At 64.5% G+C, this 17,280-nt stretch carries 19 protein-coding genes; 3 read left to right on the top strand and 16 right to left on the bottom strand.

Features of this window, described 5'->3' with window-relative positions:
* Nucleotides 1-37: 37 nt before the first annotated feature.
* From QRM89_RS19290 to QRM89_RS19255, 8 genes are all read right to left on the bottom strand, one after another.
* The gene (locus tag QRM89_RS19290; RefSeq protein ID WP_003488188.1) at nucleotides 38-244 is read right to left on the bottom strand and encodes a cold-shock protein; all 207 of its coding nucleotides are present in this window, start codon (nucleotides 242-244) and stop codon (nucleotides 38-40) included.
* 86 nt (nucleotides 245-330) lie between these two features.
* On the bottom strand, nucleotides 331-1,083 hold the full coding sequence (locus tag QRM89_RS19285) for an S-methyl-5'-thioinosine phosphorylase (protein WP_285448740.1): 753 nt from the start codon (nucleotides 1,081-1,083) through the stop codon (nucleotides 331-333).
* An 89-nt stretch (nucleotides 1,084-1,172) separates the two neighbouring features.
* On the bottom strand, nucleotides 1,173-1,727 hold the full coding sequence (locus QRM89_RS19280; RefSeq protein ID WP_011036478.1) for a hypoxanthine-guanine phosphoribosyltransferase: 555 nt from the start codon (nucleotides 1,725-1,727) through the stop codon (nucleotides 1,173-1,175).
* On the bottom strand, nucleotides 1,727-2,722 hold the full coding sequence (gene nagZ / locus QRM89_RS19275; RefSeq protein WP_274317389.1) for a beta-N-acetylhexosaminidase: 996 nt from the start codon (nucleotides 2,720-2,722) through the stop codon (nucleotides 1,727-1,729). The genes QRM89_RS19280 and nagZ overlap by 1 nt, the downstream gene beginning before the upstream one ends.
* 402 nt (nucleotides 2,723-3,124) lie before the next feature.
* Nucleotides 3,125-4,714, bottom strand: a complete 1,590-nt coding sequence (locus QRM89_RS19270) for a cryptochrome/photolyase family protein (protein ID WP_285448739.1) — start codon at nucleotides 4,712-4,714, stop codon at nucleotides 3,125-3,127.
* Between the two features lie 170 nt (nucleotides 4,715-4,884).
* Complete coding sequence (locus tag QRM89_RS19265; RefSeq protein ID WP_274348524.1) at nucleotides 4,885-5,892, bottom strand: FAD-dependent oxidoreductase; 1,008 nt, start codon at nucleotides 5,890-5,892, stop codon at nucleotides 4,885-4,887.
* Nucleotides 5,893-5,920: 28 nt separating this feature from the next.
* Nucleotides 5,921-6,607 (bottom strand): DsbA family oxidoreductase, encoded by a 687-nt coding sequence (locus QRM89_RS19260; protein WP_183111350.1) that lies wholly within the window; start codon nucleotides 6,605-6,607, stop codon nucleotides 5,921-5,923.
* Between the two features lie 91 nt (nucleotides 6,608-6,698).
* Nucleotides 6,699-7,193, bottom strand: coding sequence for a CYTH domain-containing protein (locus tag QRM89_RS19255; RefSeq protein ID WP_285448738.1), 495 nt, complete (start codon nucleotides 7,191-7,193; stop codon nucleotides 6,699-6,701).
* A 93-nt stretch (nucleotides 7,194-7,286) separates the two neighbouring features.
* Here QRM89_RS19255 and QRM89_RS19250 point away from each other — a divergent pair, with 93 nt between their 5' ends.
* The gene (locus QRM89_RS19250; RefSeq protein ID WP_285448737.1) at nucleotides 7,287-7,931 is read left to right on the top strand and encodes a hypothetical protein; all 645 of its coding nucleotides are present in this window, start codon (nucleotides 7,287-7,289) and stop codon (nucleotides 7,929-7,931) included.
* A 165-nt stretch (nucleotides 7,932-8,096) separates the two neighbouring features.
* On the opposite strand, the gene rlmD is transcribed toward QRM89_RS19250, so the two are convergent.
* Complete coding sequence (rlmD, locus tag QRM89_RS19245) at nucleotides 8,097-9,431, bottom strand: 23S rRNA (uracil(1939)-C(5))-methyltransferase RlmD (RefSeq protein WP_115572717.1); 1,335 nt, start codon at nucleotides 9,429-9,431, stop codon at nucleotides 8,097-8,099.
* 157 nt (nucleotides 9,432-9,588) lie between these two features.
* Here rlmD and QRM89_RS19240 point away from each other — a divergent pair, with 157 nt between their 5' ends.
* Nucleotides 9,589-10,311 (top strand): response regulator, encoded by a 723-nt coding sequence (locus QRM89_RS19240; RefSeq protein ID WP_285448736.1) that lies wholly within the window; start codon nucleotides 9,589-9,591, stop codon nucleotides 10,309-10,311.
* 18 nt (nucleotides 10,312-10,329) lie between these two features.
* On the top strand, nucleotides 10,330-10,713 hold the full coding sequence (locus tag QRM89_RS19235; protein ID WP_228879419.1) for a hypothetical protein: 384 nt from the start codon (nucleotides 10,330-10,332) through the stop codon (nucleotides 10,711-10,713).
* A gap of 97 nt (nucleotides 10,714-10,810) precedes the next feature.
* Here QRM89_RS19235 and recO read toward each other — a convergent pair whose 3' ends face one another.
* The 7 genes from recO to lepA all read right to left on the bottom strand — a co-directional run bounded on the left by recO (nucleotide 10,811) and on the right by lepA (nucleotide 17,152).
* Entirely contained in the window at nucleotides 10,811-11,536 is a 726-nt protein-coding gene (recO, locus tag QRM89_RS19230) for a DNA repair protein RecO (RefSeq protein WP_285448827.1), read from the bottom strand.
* Nucleotides 11,537-11,679: 143 nt separating this feature from the next.
* Nucleotides 11,680-12,456: a hypothetical protein gene (locus QRM89_RS19225; protein WP_228418039.1), complete on the bottom strand. Its 777-nt coding sequence runs from the start codon at nucleotides 12,454-12,456 to the stop codon at nucleotides 11,680-11,682.
* Nucleotides 12,457-12,482: 26 nt separating this feature from the next.
* Complete coding sequence (gene era / locus QRM89_RS19220) at nucleotides 12,483-13,382, bottom strand: GTPase Era (protein WP_115004221.1); 900 nt, start codon at nucleotides 13,380-13,382, stop codon at nucleotides 12,483-12,485.
* A complete protein-coding gene (gene rnc, locus QRM89_RS19215; RefSeq protein WP_011036467.1) occupies nucleotides 13,379-14,059 on the bottom strand; it encodes a ribonuclease III in 681 nt (226 codons plus the stop codon). Before rnc ends, era begins: the two co-directional genes overlap by 4 nt.
* Nucleotides 14,049-14,456 carry a DUF4845 domain-containing protein gene (locus QRM89_RS19210; protein ID WP_116903517.1) on the bottom strand — a complete coding sequence of 136 codons (408 nt, stop codon included), beginning with the start codon at nucleotides 14,454-14,456 and terminating at the stop codon, nucleotides 14,049-14,051. Before QRM89_RS19210 ends, rnc begins: the two co-directional genes overlap by 11 nt.
* The gene (gene lepB / locus QRM89_RS19205) at nucleotides 14,457-15,257 is read right to left on the bottom strand and encodes a signal peptidase I (protein ID WP_103699959.1); all 801 of its coding nucleotides are present in this window, start codon (nucleotides 15,255-15,257) and stop codon (nucleotides 14,457-14,459) included.
* A gap of 104 nt (nucleotides 15,258-15,361) precedes the next feature.
* Nucleotides 15,362-17,152, bottom strand: a complete 1,791-nt coding sequence (gene lepA, locus QRM89_RS19200; protein WP_192884329.1) for a translation elongation factor 4 — start codon at nucleotides 17,150-17,152, stop codon at nucleotides 15,362-15,364.
* Nucleotides 17,153-17,280 lie beyond the last annotated feature (128 nt).

Raw genomic sequence — 17,280 nt, 5'->3', positions numbered from 1 at the left:
GCCGGAGCGGGGTTCTTCAATCGCACAATCGAGTGAATCACTCAACCGGCGTGATGTTCGAAGCCTGGGCACCCTTGGGGCCCTGGGTCACGTCATAACTGACGCGCTGGCCTTCCTGCAGGCTGCGGAAGCCCTTGGAGTTGATCGCGGAGAAGTGCGCGAAGACATCGGCGCTGCCGTCCTCCGGTGAGATGAAGCCAAATCCCTTGGCGTCGTTGAACCACTTGACGGTACCGTTCGGCATGGTGATGCGAGACCTTTGCAAAATTAATGGGTGGTGTACGGCGGAGCGTACGCGCCGAGTATGCAAAGCTTATGCCCCGATGACAATCACCCGCGTGCAAGTTCGCCAATCAGCTCCGGCAGTCCGGACGAGGCCGCATCCACGTTCGACAGCACCTCGGCCATGGTGATTTCCTGCGCGTCGCCACAGCCCGCCGCCCAGTTGGCCACGATCGCCAAACACGCATATTCCAGGCCTTTTTCGCGTGCCAGCGCTGCTTCGGGCATGCCGGTCATGCCGACCAGATCGCAGCCGTCGCGACGCATCCGCGCGATCTCTGCAATCGTTTCCAATCGCGGTCCCTGGGTGGCGCCATAGCATCCACCCGCTACCAGCGTGACGCCGGTCACTTTGGCCGCGGCGATCACCTTGCTGCGGAACATCGGCGAATACGGGTGGCCAAAGTCCACATGCTGCACCTCGCTGCCGGCCTCCTCGCAGAAGGTGGAAATGCGGCCCCAGGTGTAGTCGATCAACTGGTCCGGGCAGGCCAGCACGCGCGGGCCGAAGGACTCGGTGATGCCGCCGACAGTGTTGAGCGCCAGCACGCGGGTGGCACCGATTTGCTGCAGCGCAGCGATGTTTGCGCGGTAGTTGACCTTGTGCGGCGGCAGCGAATGACCTTCGCCATGCCGGGCCAGGAATGCCACGCGATGGCCGAGCAGCATGCCCACGCGGATCGGGCCGGACGGCGCGCCGTATGGGGTGTCGATCGCGTGCGTCTGCACCTGGTCGAGCTGGGCCAGCTTGTACACGCCGGTGCCGCCGATGACGGCCAATGCGATGGAATTGGAAGACACACAGACCTCTGCATCGAAAGACGAAATGAAGAACGCTGCACCGGCAATGGCGCAGCGCTGTACCCACCGGGGTGGGTAGGTGCGCTGGCTTACTGCTTCATCGCATAGATGGCAGGAATGCCGCGCAGCTGCTCGTTGACGTCCATGCCGAAGCCGAACACGTAGCGGTCGGCCACTTCCACGCCCACGTAGTCGGCGGTGACGCCCGGCACGCAGCGGTCGTGACGCTTGACGGTCAACACTGCCACGCGCACATCGGTGGCGCCCTGCTCCAGGCACCACTGGCGCACGCCCTGCAGGGTGTAGCCCTCATCCAGGATGTCGTCGACCAGGATCACCCGGCGGCCGAACAGCGCGGTGGCCGGGCGGTGCTTCCAGACCAGCTCGCCGCCGGTGGTTTCGCCGCGGTAGCGGGTGGCGTGCAGATAGTCGAACTGCAGGTCCTGGCCGCGCGCGCCCAGCTCCAGCGCCAACTGGCCGGAGAACGGCAGCGCGCCGTGCATGATGGTGAGATACACCGGCACTTCGCCGGCGTAGTCGCGCGCGATTGCATCGGCGATGGTGGCGACGGCGGCATCGATGGCAGGGCGGTCGACCAGCAGATCGGCTTGGGCCAGGGCCTGGGAAATGGTGAGCGTGGACATCAGGCAAGTGTTCCGAAAGAGGCGGAAAGGGAGGTGGTGGGAGCATCGGCGAGCAGGCCATCCCAGCCCAGCGCGCCACGGCCGATCAGGCCGATCAGTGCGGCAGTGTTGAGCGTACGGCCGGCCACCGCCTGCAAGGACTCGGCGACCAGTTCGGGGTGACAGACCAGCACCACGTCGCAGCCGGCATCCAGGTGCGCGTGCACCCGTCCGGCGACGCCGCCAGCACTGAACGAGGCGGCCATGCCGATGTCGTCGGAGAAGACCACGCCGCGGAAGCCCAGTTGCCCGCGCAGGATCTGCTCGATCCAGCGCGACGCGTAGCCGGCCGGCTCCGGCGCCACCTGCGGGTAGACCACGTGGGCCATCATCACCGCGTCGGCACCGGCGTCGATCCCGGCCACGAACGGCACCAGGTCTTCGGCCAGCAGGACGTCCAGCGGCCGTGGGTCGCTGGCGTGGTCGACATGGGTGTCTTCCAGCACGGTGCCGTGGCCGGGGAAATGCTTGAGCGTGGCGCCCATGCCGGCGGCGTGCAGCGCCTGCACGTAGGCACGGGTGAAGCTGGCCACCACCTGCGGGTCGTCGCTGAAGGCGCGGTCGCCGATGGCGCGGTTGCCGCGTGCCAGGTCCACCACCGGGGCAAAACTGAGATCAACACCACTGGCGCGCACTTCGCTGGCCATCAGCTGCGCATGCGCGCGGGCCTGGGCAAGCGCGCCTTCCGGGTCGGTGGCATACAGCGCGCCAAAGCTCTGTAGCGGCGCCAAGGCGCTGTAACCCTCGCGAAAGCGCTGCACCCGGCCGCCTTCCTGGTCCACGCAGATCAATTGCGGGCGCGGCGCTGTGGCGCGGATGGCGGCCGACAACTCGGCCACCTGCGTGCGCGAGGCGAAGTTGCGCTTGAACAGCACCACGCCGGCGACGGCGTCGTGCTGCAGCCAGTCGCGTTCCTGTGCGCTGAGTTCGGTACCGGCAACGCCGATCAGAAGCATGTTGGGGACTCCCGGGCCAGGCGCCACGATGGCGCAGCGCGGCATTGTCGCAGATGCGCGCAGCAGCGTCAGACCGCGCATTCAGGCAAGGGCGGCCGTGGCTGGCTGTTGCGCGGGTGCTGGGAATGGGCGCGGCGACCTTGTTGGGTGCCGGAGGAGTCCTTCTCAGCGATTTTTTATTGGGTTTGCTTGCAAGCGCTGTCGGCTGACTGGCTGCTGCGCTCTGCAGACCAGTGCCGGTGTGATTGCTTGTGCCGGTGTGGCGCGCGGTAATGCTTCCGCGTGACCAGCCAGGTTGCATGTGCAGGCAAGCCAAGAATTCTGCTCAGGCTGAAAAAGGATCCAGCCAACAACGGCACCGACCTCTCCCCGACGGCGCCCATTGCCGTGCTACCCAGGCGCCTACAGCACCTCCAAGTGCGCGCGCCAATGCTCCGCCTGCGCCTGCAGCTGCGCCAGCGCCTCGGGCGCCATGTCGTCCAGTTGCCGGTACGGCAACGCCAGCCGCTCATTGCCTCCCAACAGCACGCGTTGGCGGGCCAGAAAATCCCAGTACAGCGCGTTGTACGGGCATGCGCGCGGGCCCACCCGCTGCCTGCGCTGATAGGCGCAGCCAGTGCAGTAGTCGCTCATGCGATCGATATACGCCGCGCCGCTGATATAGGGCTTGCTGCCGAGAAAGCCGCCGTCGGCGAACTGACTCATGCCTACCGTATTGGGCAACTCCACCCACTCGAACGCGTCGATGTAGACGCCCAGATACCAGCGATGCAAGGCCTGTGGATCCAGCCCGGCCAACAGCGCAAAGTTGCCGATTACCATCAGCCGCTGGATGTGGTGCGCATGCGCGTTGTTCAACGAATTGCCGATCGCATCGGCCAGGCAACGCATGCCGATCTGCCCATCCCAGAACCAGTGCGGCAGCGGCGCGTGCTGGCCTAGCTGATTGGACTGCGCGTAACCGGGCATCTGCGACCAGTACACACCGCGCACATATTCGCGCCAACCCAGGATCTGGCGGATGAAGCCTTCCACCGACGCCAGCGGCGCGTGCCCGTCGCGCCACGCCGCTTCGGCACGTGTAATCACTTCGGCCGGGTGCAGCATCTTGACGTTCAGTGCGAACGACAGCAGCGAATGAAACAACCGCGGGCTGCGCGTGCTCATCGCATCTTCGTAGCGGCCAAAATGCGGCAGCGCGTGCGTGATGAAGTCGTCCAGCTGCTGCAGCGCTTCGTCGCGGTGCAGCGGCCAGGGCAAGGCATCAGCCTGCGGCGCACCGAAACTGCGTACGCCGGCTGCCTCGATGGTCTGCCAGAGCGCAGCATGGTCGTGGGTCATGCGCCAGTCCGCCGGTGCCGGCGGGTCGCCCGGCCACGGCGCGCGATTGTCATGGTCGAAGTTCCAACGCCCGCCTTCCGGTACGCCCGCGTGGTCCAGCAGGATGCGATGCCGTCGCCGCATGTGGCGATAGAACACTTCCATGCGCCAGGCCGCACGCGCATCGAAGTACCCGGCCACGTCCTCGCGCTCGGTCAGGAAATGTTCGCTGCCCACCATGCGGCTGGCAAACGGCTGGGCTGCGCACCACTGCTCCAGCAGTTCATCCAGGCGCCACTCGTCCGGCGCCTGGTATTCCAGCCACTTGGCGCGGTAGTGCACCATCAACGCTTCCAGATTGGCGGTGATCGACTGCCGATTGCTGGGCGTGTCGATGCTGACGTAACGCACGCGGTGCCCGGCCTGCCGCAAGCGCGCGGCGAACGCGCGCATCGCCGCGAAAATCGCCAAGATTTTTTGCGCGTGATGCAACACGTAGTCGGTTTCCGCACGCACCTCCATCAGCACGTAGACCACACTGGCGTTGGGCGTCTCGAACCAGCTGTGCAGCGGATTGAGCTGGTCGCCCAGCACCAGGCGCAGCGTATGCGCCGGCACCCAGCGCTGCGGTTCGGCGCCCGTGTCTGCACCGCCTGCATCGTGTTCACGCATCGGCGGCACGCGACTCGTTTCCGATGCGGGATGTGCATGCTGCTTGCTCCGTCACGCAATGCGTGCGGCTTCGCATTCCGTCATCGCGATATGCCCGCTCAACCTGATCCGCCATGCGGCTGTGCTCCTAAACCTCTTCCATGCAATACGCGCAGTGGCAGCCGATGGATTCAGTCGCGACCGCCTGCGTCATACGCGCAGATGCGTTGCGCCAGCGCGGTTCCGCTACGCCAGGCGCCCTCGACCTTGCCGCCTACCAACCAATCGCCGCACAGCCCTGCCGCCGATGCTGCATCCCACACGCACGCATCGGCCACGGCCGGGGATTCGGTACTGGCCGCTTCCCAGAAGAAGGCCTCACACGCCAGCGGCGCGGGTAAGCCGAGCGCCGGTAATTCCGGCAGCAGCTGGTCGATCACCTCTGCTGGCGTGGCATCCCAATGGGCGTGGCTCCACAGCGCGGTGGCGTGCAGCAGCCAAGTCTCCGCACCGACACGGCCAGGCTTGCTGGAATTGCGGGCGATCCAGCGCAGTGGGCCGGCATTGACGAACAACCCGTCGTAACCCGCCTCCACCGGCGCCGTAAAACGTGCCACCACGGCCCAGGCCGGTTGCATGCGGACGCGGGCAGCAATGCGCGCCAGATCGCTCGCAGCCGTCTCCAGCAACGCAGCGGCCTGCGGCGCGGGCAGCGCCAGCACCAGCAGTTCGGTATGCACGGCTTCTGGCAGACCAGCACCTCTCAGTGCCCAGCCGTGTTCGGTGCGTTGCAGCGCATCGATGCGCGTTTTTGTACGCAGGTCCAACCCAACCGCCAGCGCACGCGCCGGCGCCGCCATATCCGGCACTCCGACAAAGCGTTGCAGCGTGCCACGCGAGGGCTGCAGGGTGGTGCCATCCCAACTGGCCAGACGCGCAGGCCATGGCGCAGCACAGTCATTTGCTATCCACGCCCTTACCGCCGCCATGAAGTCCGGATCACGCGCAGTGAAGTACTGCGCCCCGTGATCGCAGTGCCACTGCTGGCCTGCAAGTGCGCGCATGCGTCCACCTGGCGCCGGTGCCTGCTCGAAGACCGTGACGGCGTAGCCGGCCGCCTGCAGCACGCTGGCGCAGCGCAGGCCGGCCAGCCCGGCACCGATCACCGCCACCGTGCGCCGCGTGCGGGGCCCGCGCATCAGGCTGTGGCGACCGCGGCCGCGCGCATCAGATCGCGCAACCGTCCGGGCCGCAGGCATCGCCGGTTGCGGCGGCCGACGCGGATTCGGCGGCCAATTGCAGCAACGCCTGTGCCATGACATCGGCCGGTTGCGCACCCTGGAGCAGGCTGCGCCCATCGATGACAAAACTGGGCACCGCGCGGATACCGATCTGCGCGGCCTGCTGCAGCTGCGCCTGGACCTGCGCACTGCCCTCGTCGGACGCCAGCAGCGCCTGCACGCGTGCCGGCGCCAACCCGCCAGCCGCACCGGCAGCGATCAAGGTGTCGGCCGCCGCAAGATTCTTGCCTTCGGCAAAGTGCGCATGGAACAGCGCTTCGATCACCGGCTCGACATCACCTTCGCGCGCCGCCAACCAGATCAGCCGGTGCGCGGGCAAGGTGGTGACCTGTACCTGCCCACGCGAAAAATCAAACGGCAGACCTTCGGCGCGCGCGGTTTGCTGGGTCTGCGCCAACAATTGTTCGGTACGTTCGGCGCTGCCGAACTTCGGCAGCAAGGCCTCGCGCAAGGGCACCGGCTGCAGGCCACTGTCTGGATCCAGCTGGAAGGCGTGGTAGTGAATTTCCAGCGCCGGTAAGCGCTCACCAAGCGTGGCCACTGCCTGCTCGAAGCGGCGTTTGCCGATCCAGCACCACGGGCACACCACATCGGACCAGATATCGATTCTCATGACAGGTGTGTGCATCGCATGGTTGAGTTGGGTTGCAGCATAGACGCTGCGCCGCGCGAACAGATCCCCCGCGCCTTGCGGCCGGTGGAACTCAGCGTACCGACCACTGCGAAAATGGCTGCGATGCCAACGCCAGATTGTAGTAGCGCGCATCGTCGGTGACTTCCGCGCCGATCCAGTCTGGCAATTGCAGCGCTTCGTCGGCGTGCTCCAGCTCGACCTCCGCCACCACCAGCCCGGCGTTGTCACCCAGGAATTCGTCCACCTCCCACACATGCCCGGCGTACTGAACCAGATGCCGGCGCTTGTCGATCAGCCCGCCCACGCACAACGCGAGCAGCGCGCGCGCATCGTCGAGCGGAATCGGATATTCGAACTCCTGACGGGTATGCCCGAGCTCGCGCGACTTGAGGTTGAGGAATGCCGCATCGCCCTGGAGGCGCACACGCACCGAGGCATTCTGCGCACCACTGCGCAGCGACGCCTGATCGTTGATATAGCCCTGCGCCATCGGGATAACCGCATGCGTGGCGGTACGCCAGCCGTCGCCGGTCACCAGAAATTTGCGTTCGATTTCGATACCCATGAAGGCAAGTATGGCCGGCCGCGCGGAAAAATGCCTGGCTATTGTGGGAGCCACCCACCTACACTCCGCGCCCCCACTGAAAGGATGCACGCCATGACAGGCTGTCGCCGTTACACACCGCAGATCGTTCTTGCCACCGCACTGCTGCTCGCCGCCAGCGGTGCCAGCGCCGCGCCCGCAGCGCCATCGCTCGCACAGGCCCAGGCCGCGCTGGAAACAGCGATGCAGAAGGACGCAGCAGGTAACCCCGGCCAGGGCGATGACGTGATGGGCGAGCTGTTTCGCCCGCGTTTGACGGCTCTAATTGGCTGCCTGCCCGCCGCGGAGCAGACGACCCCAGGCGCAGTCGACTGCCTCGTTACCGGACAGGCCGGGCCCAGCGAAAAGCACATGGCACTGCGATTCCTGCCAACCTCAAACGGCTGGCAGTTGCAGCACAGCGACACCGAGATGGAAGTCGCCGCACCGGTGCCCGACAACGCCCGCGTGCAGGTGCTGCTACGTGAGGATTTTTCCAAGAAGCTGGTGACCGAACGCAATGCAGCTGTGCGCAAGAGTCTCGAACAGGCGGTCAGCACGGCGCAGGTCCTTGCGGTGGAGCGCTGCGCCGTCTCCGAGCACGCACCGGTGGTTGCCTGCACTGTCCAGGCCAGTGCTGCCAACGAGCGCGGCGAATTGCAGATGCAGTTTGCTCTGGTCGATGGGCAGTGGCAGAACGCCACCCCGCACACCGACTGACCGCGGCGTACGCGCCTCGCTGCAGTAGTTCCGACGCGCTCACCACCACTGGGTGCGCGGTCGAAAGCAGCCCACACACATCCCGACCGGGATGTGTGCAGCATCAGCTGCCATTGCACGTACGCTTCGGATCAGCACACATGACGCTAACGCACAAGCTCCGCGCTAGCGCTTCTCAAACACCGCGATGCTTTCCACATGGGCGGTGTGCGGGAACATGTCCATCGCACCGGCACTGAGCAGGCTGAAGCCCTGCTCGTTCACCAGGTAGCCGGCATCGCGTGCCAATGACCCTGGGTGGCAGCTCACATAGACGATGCGCTTGAACTGCTTCAGCGGCAGCTGCTGCAGCACGTCGATGGCGCCGGAGCGCGGTGGATCCAGCAATAGCTTGTCGAAGCCCTGGCGCATCCACGCAGTCTGCCGCTGATCTTGTGTGAGGTCCGCTGCGTAGAACTGCGCATTGTCCAGCCCGTTACGCTGTGCATTCTCGCGTGCGCGCGCCACCAAACCAGCGTCGCCCTCCACGCCGACGACTTCGCGCACAGTACGCGCCAGCGGCAGGGTGAAATTGCCCAGACCACAGAACAGGTCCAGTACCCTGTCATCAGGCTTGGCATCGAGCAATGCCAGGGCGTGGGCAATCATCTTCTGATTGAGCGAAGCATTGACCTGGATGAAGTCCAACGGACGAAACGCCAGCTCTACGTCCCATTGCGGCAACCGGAACGACAAGGGCACCTCTTGCGGCCACAACGGATGCACACTGTCCACACCGCCAGGCTGCAGGAAGATCGCAAAATCGTGCGCCTGGGCGAACTCCACCAAGGCCTGCTCGTCACGCGCGCTGAGCGGCTGCAGGTGGCGGATGGTCAGCGCCACGGCATCGTCGCCGGCGATGAATTCAATCTGCGGAATGTCGCGCTTGCCGTCCATGCCTTCGACCAGCGCCGCCAGCTGCGGAATCTTCTCGCCAATCTGCGGAATCACCGTGTAGCAGACCGACAGGTCGGCCACGAAGCGCGGGTCCAGTTCGCGGAAGCCGACCAGGGTCTTGTCCTTCTTCTCGACCCGGCGCACCGAAAAGCGGCCCTTGCGGCGATAGCCCCAGGTATCGCCCACCAGCGCCGGCAGCACCGTCTGCGGCGTGACGTGGCCGATGCGCTCCAGGTTGTCCATCAGCACGCGCTGCTTGGCCACGATCTGCTGCGATTCTTCCAGATGCTGCAGCACGCAGCCGGCGCACACACCAAAATGCGGGCAGCGCGGCGCCACCCGCTGCGGCGATGCCTGCAGCACTTCCACCGTTTTGGCCTCATCGAAATGGCGGCTGCGTGCGGTGGGCTCGGCGGTCACGACCTCACCCGGCAGCGCGCCACTGATGAAGGTGACCTTGCCGCCCTCGCCATCGCGGCGCGCCACACCGCGGCCGTCATGGCTCAGGTCGGTGATCGCGGTCTGGAACGGGGTACGGTCGAAACGGTTTCTGGATCTGGCCACGTGGCGAAAGCTGCGGGCAAAAAGGGTGCGTATTGTCGCAGATGCGATTGCCGCCGGTCGCCATACGGGTGCGAGCAATTGTCGCGCCCCGCAAACCAGGGCACACTTCGGGAGCTCGCGCTACACGCAGTACGCGGCACGCTGACAAGGAGGCAGCATGAACATGGCAACACGTCAGGAACCCCAGCCGCGCGTTCTGTTGGTCGAGGACGACCCGATCAGCCGTGGCTTTCTGCAGGCCGTGCTCGAAAGCCTGCCCGCCCAGGTCGACTGGGCCGACTCCTTGTCTTCGGCACTGAACCGTGCACGCGCGCGCCGCCATGACCTGTGGCTGATCGACGTCAACCTCCCAGACGGCACCGGCAGTGACCTGTTGCGCGCCCTGCGCCTGCTGCACCCGGATGTCCCCGCGTTGGCGCATACCGCTGACGGCAACGCGGCCATGCAACGCGGGCTGCAATCGGACGGCTTTCTGGAAATGCTGGTCAAGCCGCTGACCTCCGAACGGCTGCTGCAGGCGGTACGGCGGGGCCTGGCACGTGGGCGCTACAGCGTGGCCCCGGTGGGCGTGGTGGATATCGCCGCCAGCGACTGGGACGAAGCCGCCGCACTGAGTGCGCTCAACGGCCAGCAGCATCACCTCAATGCCTTGCGCGAATTGTTCCTGGCAGAGCTGCCTGGCACCCGCGACGCCGTGGATTCGGCGCTGCTGGTCAGCGACGAGCTGGCGCTGCGCAATCACTTGCACCGGCTACAGGCCAGCTGCGGGTTTGTCGGTGCCGCCCGGCTTGCTGGTGCGGTGCGGTTGCTGCGTGGCGATCCGCAGTCGCGCATTGCACAGAACCAGTTCCATGCCGCAGTGGCCGCGCTGCTGCACTGACCCGCCATTAGGCCGCGCATGCAGATCAGTGCTAGCCAGATCAACAACGGCGAATTAGCTGCATTCGGTCGAGAGGCAGTTAATCTGCTTCTAGCGAATGATACAAGCGCCCTAGCCGCCAAGTTCGGATACGCCGTAGCTTGCGGTCGTGACCCGGCCTCAGCCATTAAGGAGGAGCTCTCGGAGAGCTTGTCTGAGCTGGGCGCAATCGCTCTCGCATTAGGGCCAGCAACAGTGGAGCCCGTAGTTAAATACTTCGCGCCAAATGAAACATGCTTGCTCGCCCTGGTGCAGTGCTTCGTCCCAACCGATAACGGCTCCAAAGTTCTTCTTGAGCTCATTGTTACCGGTAACGAGCATGCAACCCACATCACGCTGGAGCAGGTCAGTTCCGCGGCCTAACAATTCGTCCAAGCGGATGCCGCTTCGAGGCTCGGCTTAACTCGAGCGTTCGGCATCTCCTGAGCGCCCTTCGACATCGACCGACGCGCGACACCGTCTACGCGCCGCGTCGCGCCAATTCTTCCAGCATCTCCCAGGATTTGAGTCCGCGCCCGCTCAGGTGGTGCAGCAAGACTCCGCGCATGCTGCGGCGCAGCCCCGGCATGTCCTCGGCGGCCGGCACCCGGTCCTCGCCCAGCGCCAGTAGCGCCGTACCAGTCACGGTCTCGCGGCGATCCTGCGCCAGCCGCTCGCTCAACACCCGCCGCGCGCCATCCTGCGGATCGAGCCGGTAACGGGCGGCCGGATCGATCGGCTGGCCGTCACTGTCGTGTTGCAGATCGAAGCCGAACCCCAGCCCGTCGAGCACGTCGCGCTCAAACTGCCGCAACCCCCACGCCAGCGCGGCACCGGAAGCCAGGTGCGCGCGCGCCTGCGCATAACAGTCGAACAGCTCCGGCACCGGCGCATGGCGCGGTGCAAGCCGCAGCAACAGTTCGCTGATATAAAAACCCGCCAGCATCGCTTCGCCAAGCAACCGCGGCGCGGTATCGATGGCCTCGGCCTGGCGCAGCTGTGCCAACTCGCCGCGCTGCACCGCGGTGAACTGGATCAATTGCAGCGGCTGCAGCGCAGCGCGCAAGGCCTGCTTGCGTGGCCCGTGCACGCCCCGCGCCAGCAATCCCACGCGCCCGTGCTGCTCGGTCAGCACTTCCACCAGCAAGCTGGTCTCGCGCCACGCGCGTACGTGCAGGACAAAGCCGCGCTCGTGTTCGATCAGCATTTCAGGCAAGCGCTCACCTGCGCCCTTCCAGCCCAGGCCATGCGCTCATCATGTCTCCGGCAGTGCAGTTGCCAATGCTCCTTGTGGCATCTTTCGTACGTTCCCGAGGACGACAGACAGGGCGCATGCAGCGATGCAATCGGTTACGAAGCGCTGCCTGCGAAAATACACCGCCTCAATTCATCTCTGGCTTGATGGCCGTCGTGCCACTCGATTTCGAACACCTGCTTGTTGTCGATGAGTAATCTGTAATGCGCCGTGTCGTCTATCCCGCCCAGCATTGCCTCGGCGCTGGGGACCGCGAAGGCGATCGTGACCAATTCAGTACCCGGAGTGAGATAGTGAAATGCACGCACGGTTGTCGGCTTTCCATCGCCACCGTCCAGGCCCACCTTGATCAAGCCGTCTTTCTTGGGTCGCGGCAATCCGGGGCCGGTGAACGACATCAACGCGCGGCGGTAGTCGCCTGCAGGGCCGGCCAGGGTCACGATACCTTGCAGATTACCGTAGGCAGCAACGCAATTATCGCCAGGCTTCGCGTCGGCACTAGGGTCGAAGTGCTGCCAGAAGCCCTTGCGAAAACGCTGATAATTCGGATCACTCGCAAGCTTGGCTTTCTCGCTCAAGAGCATCTGCGCCATACCCAGGGCAGCGGTCGCGCGCGCCTTGAGCGGGTCATATTCTGGCTGCGCCGCGCCTGTCGAGGCAGCACCATCACGCACGCATAGCGGTGTAGGTGCAAGACCGGGACCACCAGGTGCCGTCCCCACCATTCGCTCGCCCGGTCCGGGAGTGTTCGAGCATGGGAAAGTCTGAGCATTCACTGCAAAGGGCAGCAACCCAAGCACCAGCACGCTAGCCACCATCCTGACGACGCCAAAAGACCTCAGTCCACTAAAGCTCGCTTTCTTCAGCCACATCGTGCACCTCCCTGTTGATTCAAAGATTAGTCGCCGTACCCGAATGCCTTGAGCGCGCCCTCGTCATCCGACCAGCCCTCGCGCACGCGCACCCAGGTTTCCAGGAATACCTTGGCACCGAACAAGCGCTCCATCTGCAGGCGCGCCTTGCCGCCGATGTCTTTCAGGCGAGTGCCGCCCTTGCCGATCACGATGGCCTTCTGGCCCTCGCGCTCGACCCAGATCACCGCGCCGATGCGCAGCAGCGCACCATCCTCGGCAAAGCGTTCGATCTCCACGGTGGTGGCATACGGCAGCTCTTCGCCCAGTTGGCGCATCAGCTGCTCGCGCACCAGTTCGCCGGCCAGAAAACGCTGGCTGCGATCGGTGATTTCGTCTTCGCCGTACATCGCCTCGGCTTCGGGCACCAGCTTGAGCAGGTCGCTCACCAACGCCTCCAGGCCCTTGCGCTTGAGCGCCGAGACCGGATGCACGGCGGCGAACGTGCGCCCTTCGCTGACCTGCGCCAGGAACGGGAATAGCGCGGTCTTGTCCTTGAGCCGGTCCACTTTATTGACCACCAGCACCACCGGCACGTCAGCGTCGCTGAGCACGCGGAATGCCAGGGTGTCTTCTTCGTCCCAGCGGCCTGCCTCGATCACCAGCACCGCGGCATCCACGCCTTCCAGCGAACCGCGCGCGGCGCGGTTCATCACCCGGTTCATCGCGCGCTTCTGCTCGCGGTGCAGCCCGGGTGTATCGACCAGCATCAGCTGGCCTTCCGGGAAGGTGGCAATGCCCAACAGACGGTGGCGCGTGGTCTGCGGACGATTGGAGACGATGCTGACCTTGGCGCCAACCAGCGCATTGGTCAGGGTGGACTTGCCGACATTGGGACGGCCAATCACGGCAACGCTGCCGCTGCGGTGGGGAGAGGTTTCGCTCACGTGTTCGAATCCAGTTGTGCGATGACGGTGGCTGCGGCCTGTTGCTCGGCGAGCCGACGAGACGTGCCCTGCCCCTCGGCGCGGGCGGCTGGCTGCTCAAGGATGCAGGCCACATGGAACTGCTTGGCGTGTTCGTCGCCGCTTTCGCTGATCAGGGCGTACTGCGGCAATGGCAATTGTCGCGCCTGCAGCCATTCCTGCAGCCGGGTCTTGGGATCTTTCTCGGCCTTGCCGACCGGCAGCGCGGCCAGCGACGGCTCGAACCAGGGCAGCACCACCGCGCGGCAACGCTCGAACCCGCAGTCGAGATAGATCGCCGCAACGATCGCTTCGACTGCGTCGGCCAGGATCGAATCGCGGCGATGCCCGCCGGATTTCAATTCGCCCGGGCCCAGCGTCAAGCGCTCGCCCAGGTTGAGGGTGCGGCCAATGACGGCCAGCGCGCCTTCGCGCACCAGCTCGGCGCGCGCGCGGGTCAAGGCGCCTTCATCGGCCTTGGGCCAGCGCTGATACAACGCCTCGGCGATCAGCAGATTGACGATGCCATCGCCTAGGAATTCCAGACGCTCGTTATGCGGCGTCCCGGCGCTGCGATGACGCAGCGCCTGGGCGAGCAGACCCGGATCGGCAAACGCATGCCCGATCGGATCACCGCGCTGGAAAGTTCTATTCGACACCACGCGCCGTCATGTCTTGCGATGTATCGAACTTACCCACGATATCCAGATTACCGATCAACTCGCGACGCACTTCATAGTTGACCTTCATCCGCCAACCACCATCAACGCGCTCGAACTTGACGTCTTCTTTTTTGACGTTTTCCGAGTAGTTGATATAGAGACGACGGAAGAACAAATCCTGCAACTTGGACGGATCCATGTTTGCACTGCCTGGTTCGTTCGCCAGACCCTTCATGGCCGTCCGCACGGAATAATATTCCTGATACATCGGGAACAACTTCATCCCCAGATACAACGCAAACCCCACCACCGCCAGCACCACCACGAACGACGTCAACGTCATACCGCTTTGCTTGCGCTTCATTGTGTGTCCCCCGGCACGCACCGCGTGCATTTACTGGATTCCAGTCCCGATCCGCGATGGATCGAAACTCCCCTTGCAGAACCACCCTTCACAATTGAGCCAGATCAGGAACGCCTTGCCGCGGAGATTGGCCTCCGGCAGGAAGTGAGTCTGCGTCCAGAATCGGCTGTCCTCGCTATTGTCGCGATTGTCCCCCATCACGAAATAGCTGTCTGCCGGCACCGTCCAGTCACCCTGGCCAGCCGGCATGTTGCGGTCTACCCACTCCAGCACGGTGTGGGTCCGCCCGGGCAGGTCTTCCACCAGCAGCGTGGTACCGGTCATCTCGGCGCCCTTGCCCTTGCCGATGTACTCGCCCTTGACGGTGTAGCGCATCGGCTCGTCGTTGATGTACAGCGTGTCGCCGTGGAAGCCGATCTTGTCGCCCGGCAGGCCGACCACGCGCTTGATCCAGTTCTGGTCCGGCGCATGCGGCGGCTTGAACACCACCACGTCGCCGCGCTTGGGTTCACCGGTCGGGATGAACTTGGTGTTGGTGATCGGCAAACGGAAGCCGTAAGCGAACTTGTTGACCAGGATGAAATCGCCGATGAGCAGATTGGGCATCATCGAGCTGGACGGAATCTTGTACGGCTCGGCCACGAAGCTGCGCAGGATCAGCACCACCGCCAGCACCGGAAAGAACGCACGCGAGTAGTCGATGATCGCCGGCTCGCTGTCCAGCAGACCGGCGCGCGCCGCACGGCGCTTGGCCAGGAACAGCTTGTCCAGCAGCCAGATGAAGCCGGTGCCCAGCGTCAACACAACCAGGGCGATTTCAAACCATTTCATTCGGGTTCCTTCGGAACAGGATTCGGGATTGGAGATTGGGGATTCGCAAAAGCTCAGGGCTGGCGCGTCGTTGCCAATCCCGAATCACGCATCCCAAATCCCTGCTACTTATCCATCTGCAAGACCGCCAGGAAGGCCTCCTGCGGAATCTCCACGCGGCCGACCTGCTTCATGCGCTTCTTGCCTTCTTTCTGCTTTTCCAGCAGCTTTTTCTTGCGCGAAACGTCGCCACCATAGCATTTGGCCAACACGTTCTTGCGCATCGCCTTGACCGTAGAACGCGAGATGATCTGCGAGCCGACGGCGGCTTGAATTGCCACGTCGAACATCTGCCGCGGGATCAGCTCTTTCATTTTTTCGCACAACTCGCGGCCGCGCCGATCGGCGTAGCTGCGGTGCACGATGATGCTCAGCGCATCGACCTTGTCGCCGTTGATCAGCGTGTCCACGCGCACGAACGGGCCGACCTGGAAGCGCAGGAAGTGATAGTCCAGCGAGGCATAGCCGCGGCTGACCGACTTGAGCTTGTCGAAGAAGTCCAGCACCACTTCGGCCATCGGCAGCTCGTAGCTGATCTGCACCTGGCTGCCCAGGTAGTTGATGCCGATCTGGCTGCCGCGTTTTTCTTCGCACAGAGTGATGATGTTGCCGACGTAATCGGGCGGGGTGAGGATATTGGCGCGGATGATCGGCTCGCGGATCTCTTCCACGTGGTTGAGCGGCGGCAGCTTGGACGGATTGTCCATCGGGATGATGGTGCCGTCGGTCTTGAGCACCTCATAGACCACCGTCGGCGCGGTCGAAATCAGATTGAGGTTGTACTCGCGCTCCAGCCGTTCCTGCACGATTTCCATGTGCAGCATGCCCAGGAAGCCGCAGCGGAATCCGAAGCCCATCGCCTCGGAGCTTTCCGGCTCGAAGCGCAACGCGGCATCGTTCAGACGCAGCTTGTCCAGCGCTTCGCGCAGGTCCGGATAGTCCTCGGCATCGACCGGAAACAGGCCGGCGAACACGCGCGGCTGCATTTCCTGGAAACCGGGCAATGCGTGCGGCGCCGGGTCGGCCGCCAGGGTAAGGGTGTCGCCGACCGGCGCGCCGTGCACGTCCTTGATCGAGGCATTGATCCAGCCCACTTCGCCGGCGCCCAGTGCCGCCAGCTCCTTGCGCTTGGGTGTGAACACGCCGACCTTGTCGACCAGATGCGTACGACCGGTGGACATCACCTGGATCTTGCTGCCCGGCTTGATCTCGCCCTGCATCACGCGCACCAGCGACACCACCCCTAGGTAGTTGTCGAACCACGAGTCGATGATCAACGCCTGCAGCTTGTCGGTATCGCGCGGCTTGGGCGGCGGAATCCGGTGCACGATCGCTTCGAGCACCAGATCGATATTGAGCCCGGTCTTGGCGCTCACCGCCACCGCGTCCTCGGCGTCGATGCCGATCACCGCCTCGATTTCGGCCTTGGCCCGCTCGATATCGGCGGTGGGCAGGTCGATCTTGTTGAGCACCGGCACCACTTCCAGGCCCTGCTCCACCGCGGTGTAGCAGTTGGCGACCGACTGCGCTTCCACGCCTTGCGCCGCGTCCACCACCAGCAATGCACCTTCGCAGGCCGCCAGCGAGCGGCTGACTTCATAGGAGAAGTCCACGTGCCCTGGAGTGTCGATGAAGTTCAGGAAATAGGTCTGCCCGTCCTTTGCCGTGTACGGCAAGGACACCGACTGCGCCTTGATCGTGATGCCACGTTCGCGCTCAATCGGGTTGGAGTCGAGCACCTGGGCTTCCATCTCGCGCGCCTGCAGGCCGCCGCACAGTTGGATGATCCGGTCGGCCAGGGTGGATTTCCCGTGGTCGACGTGGGCAATGATGGAGAAGTTGCGGATGTTCCGCATTGAATCAGAGGACATTGAGGTGGGCGCCGGCGGTGCCGTCGTCAGGGTAACGCCACATTATCGCACGGCTTGGCCTGCCAGGCCGGGATTAGAAAATCGGGATTGGGGATTGGCCAGGCAAGGGCAGC

The sequence above is a fragment of the Xanthomonas sp. LMC-A-07 genome (genome assembly GCF_030208825.1).
In the GTDB taxonomy this organism is placed as follows: Bacteria; Pseudomonadota; Gammaproteobacteria; order Xanthomonadales; family Xanthomonadaceae; genus Xanthomonas; species Xanthomonas campestris.
The sequence above is the reverse complement of the archived record's forward strand: the minus strand, read 5'-3'. Positions and strand labels throughout refer to the sequence as shown.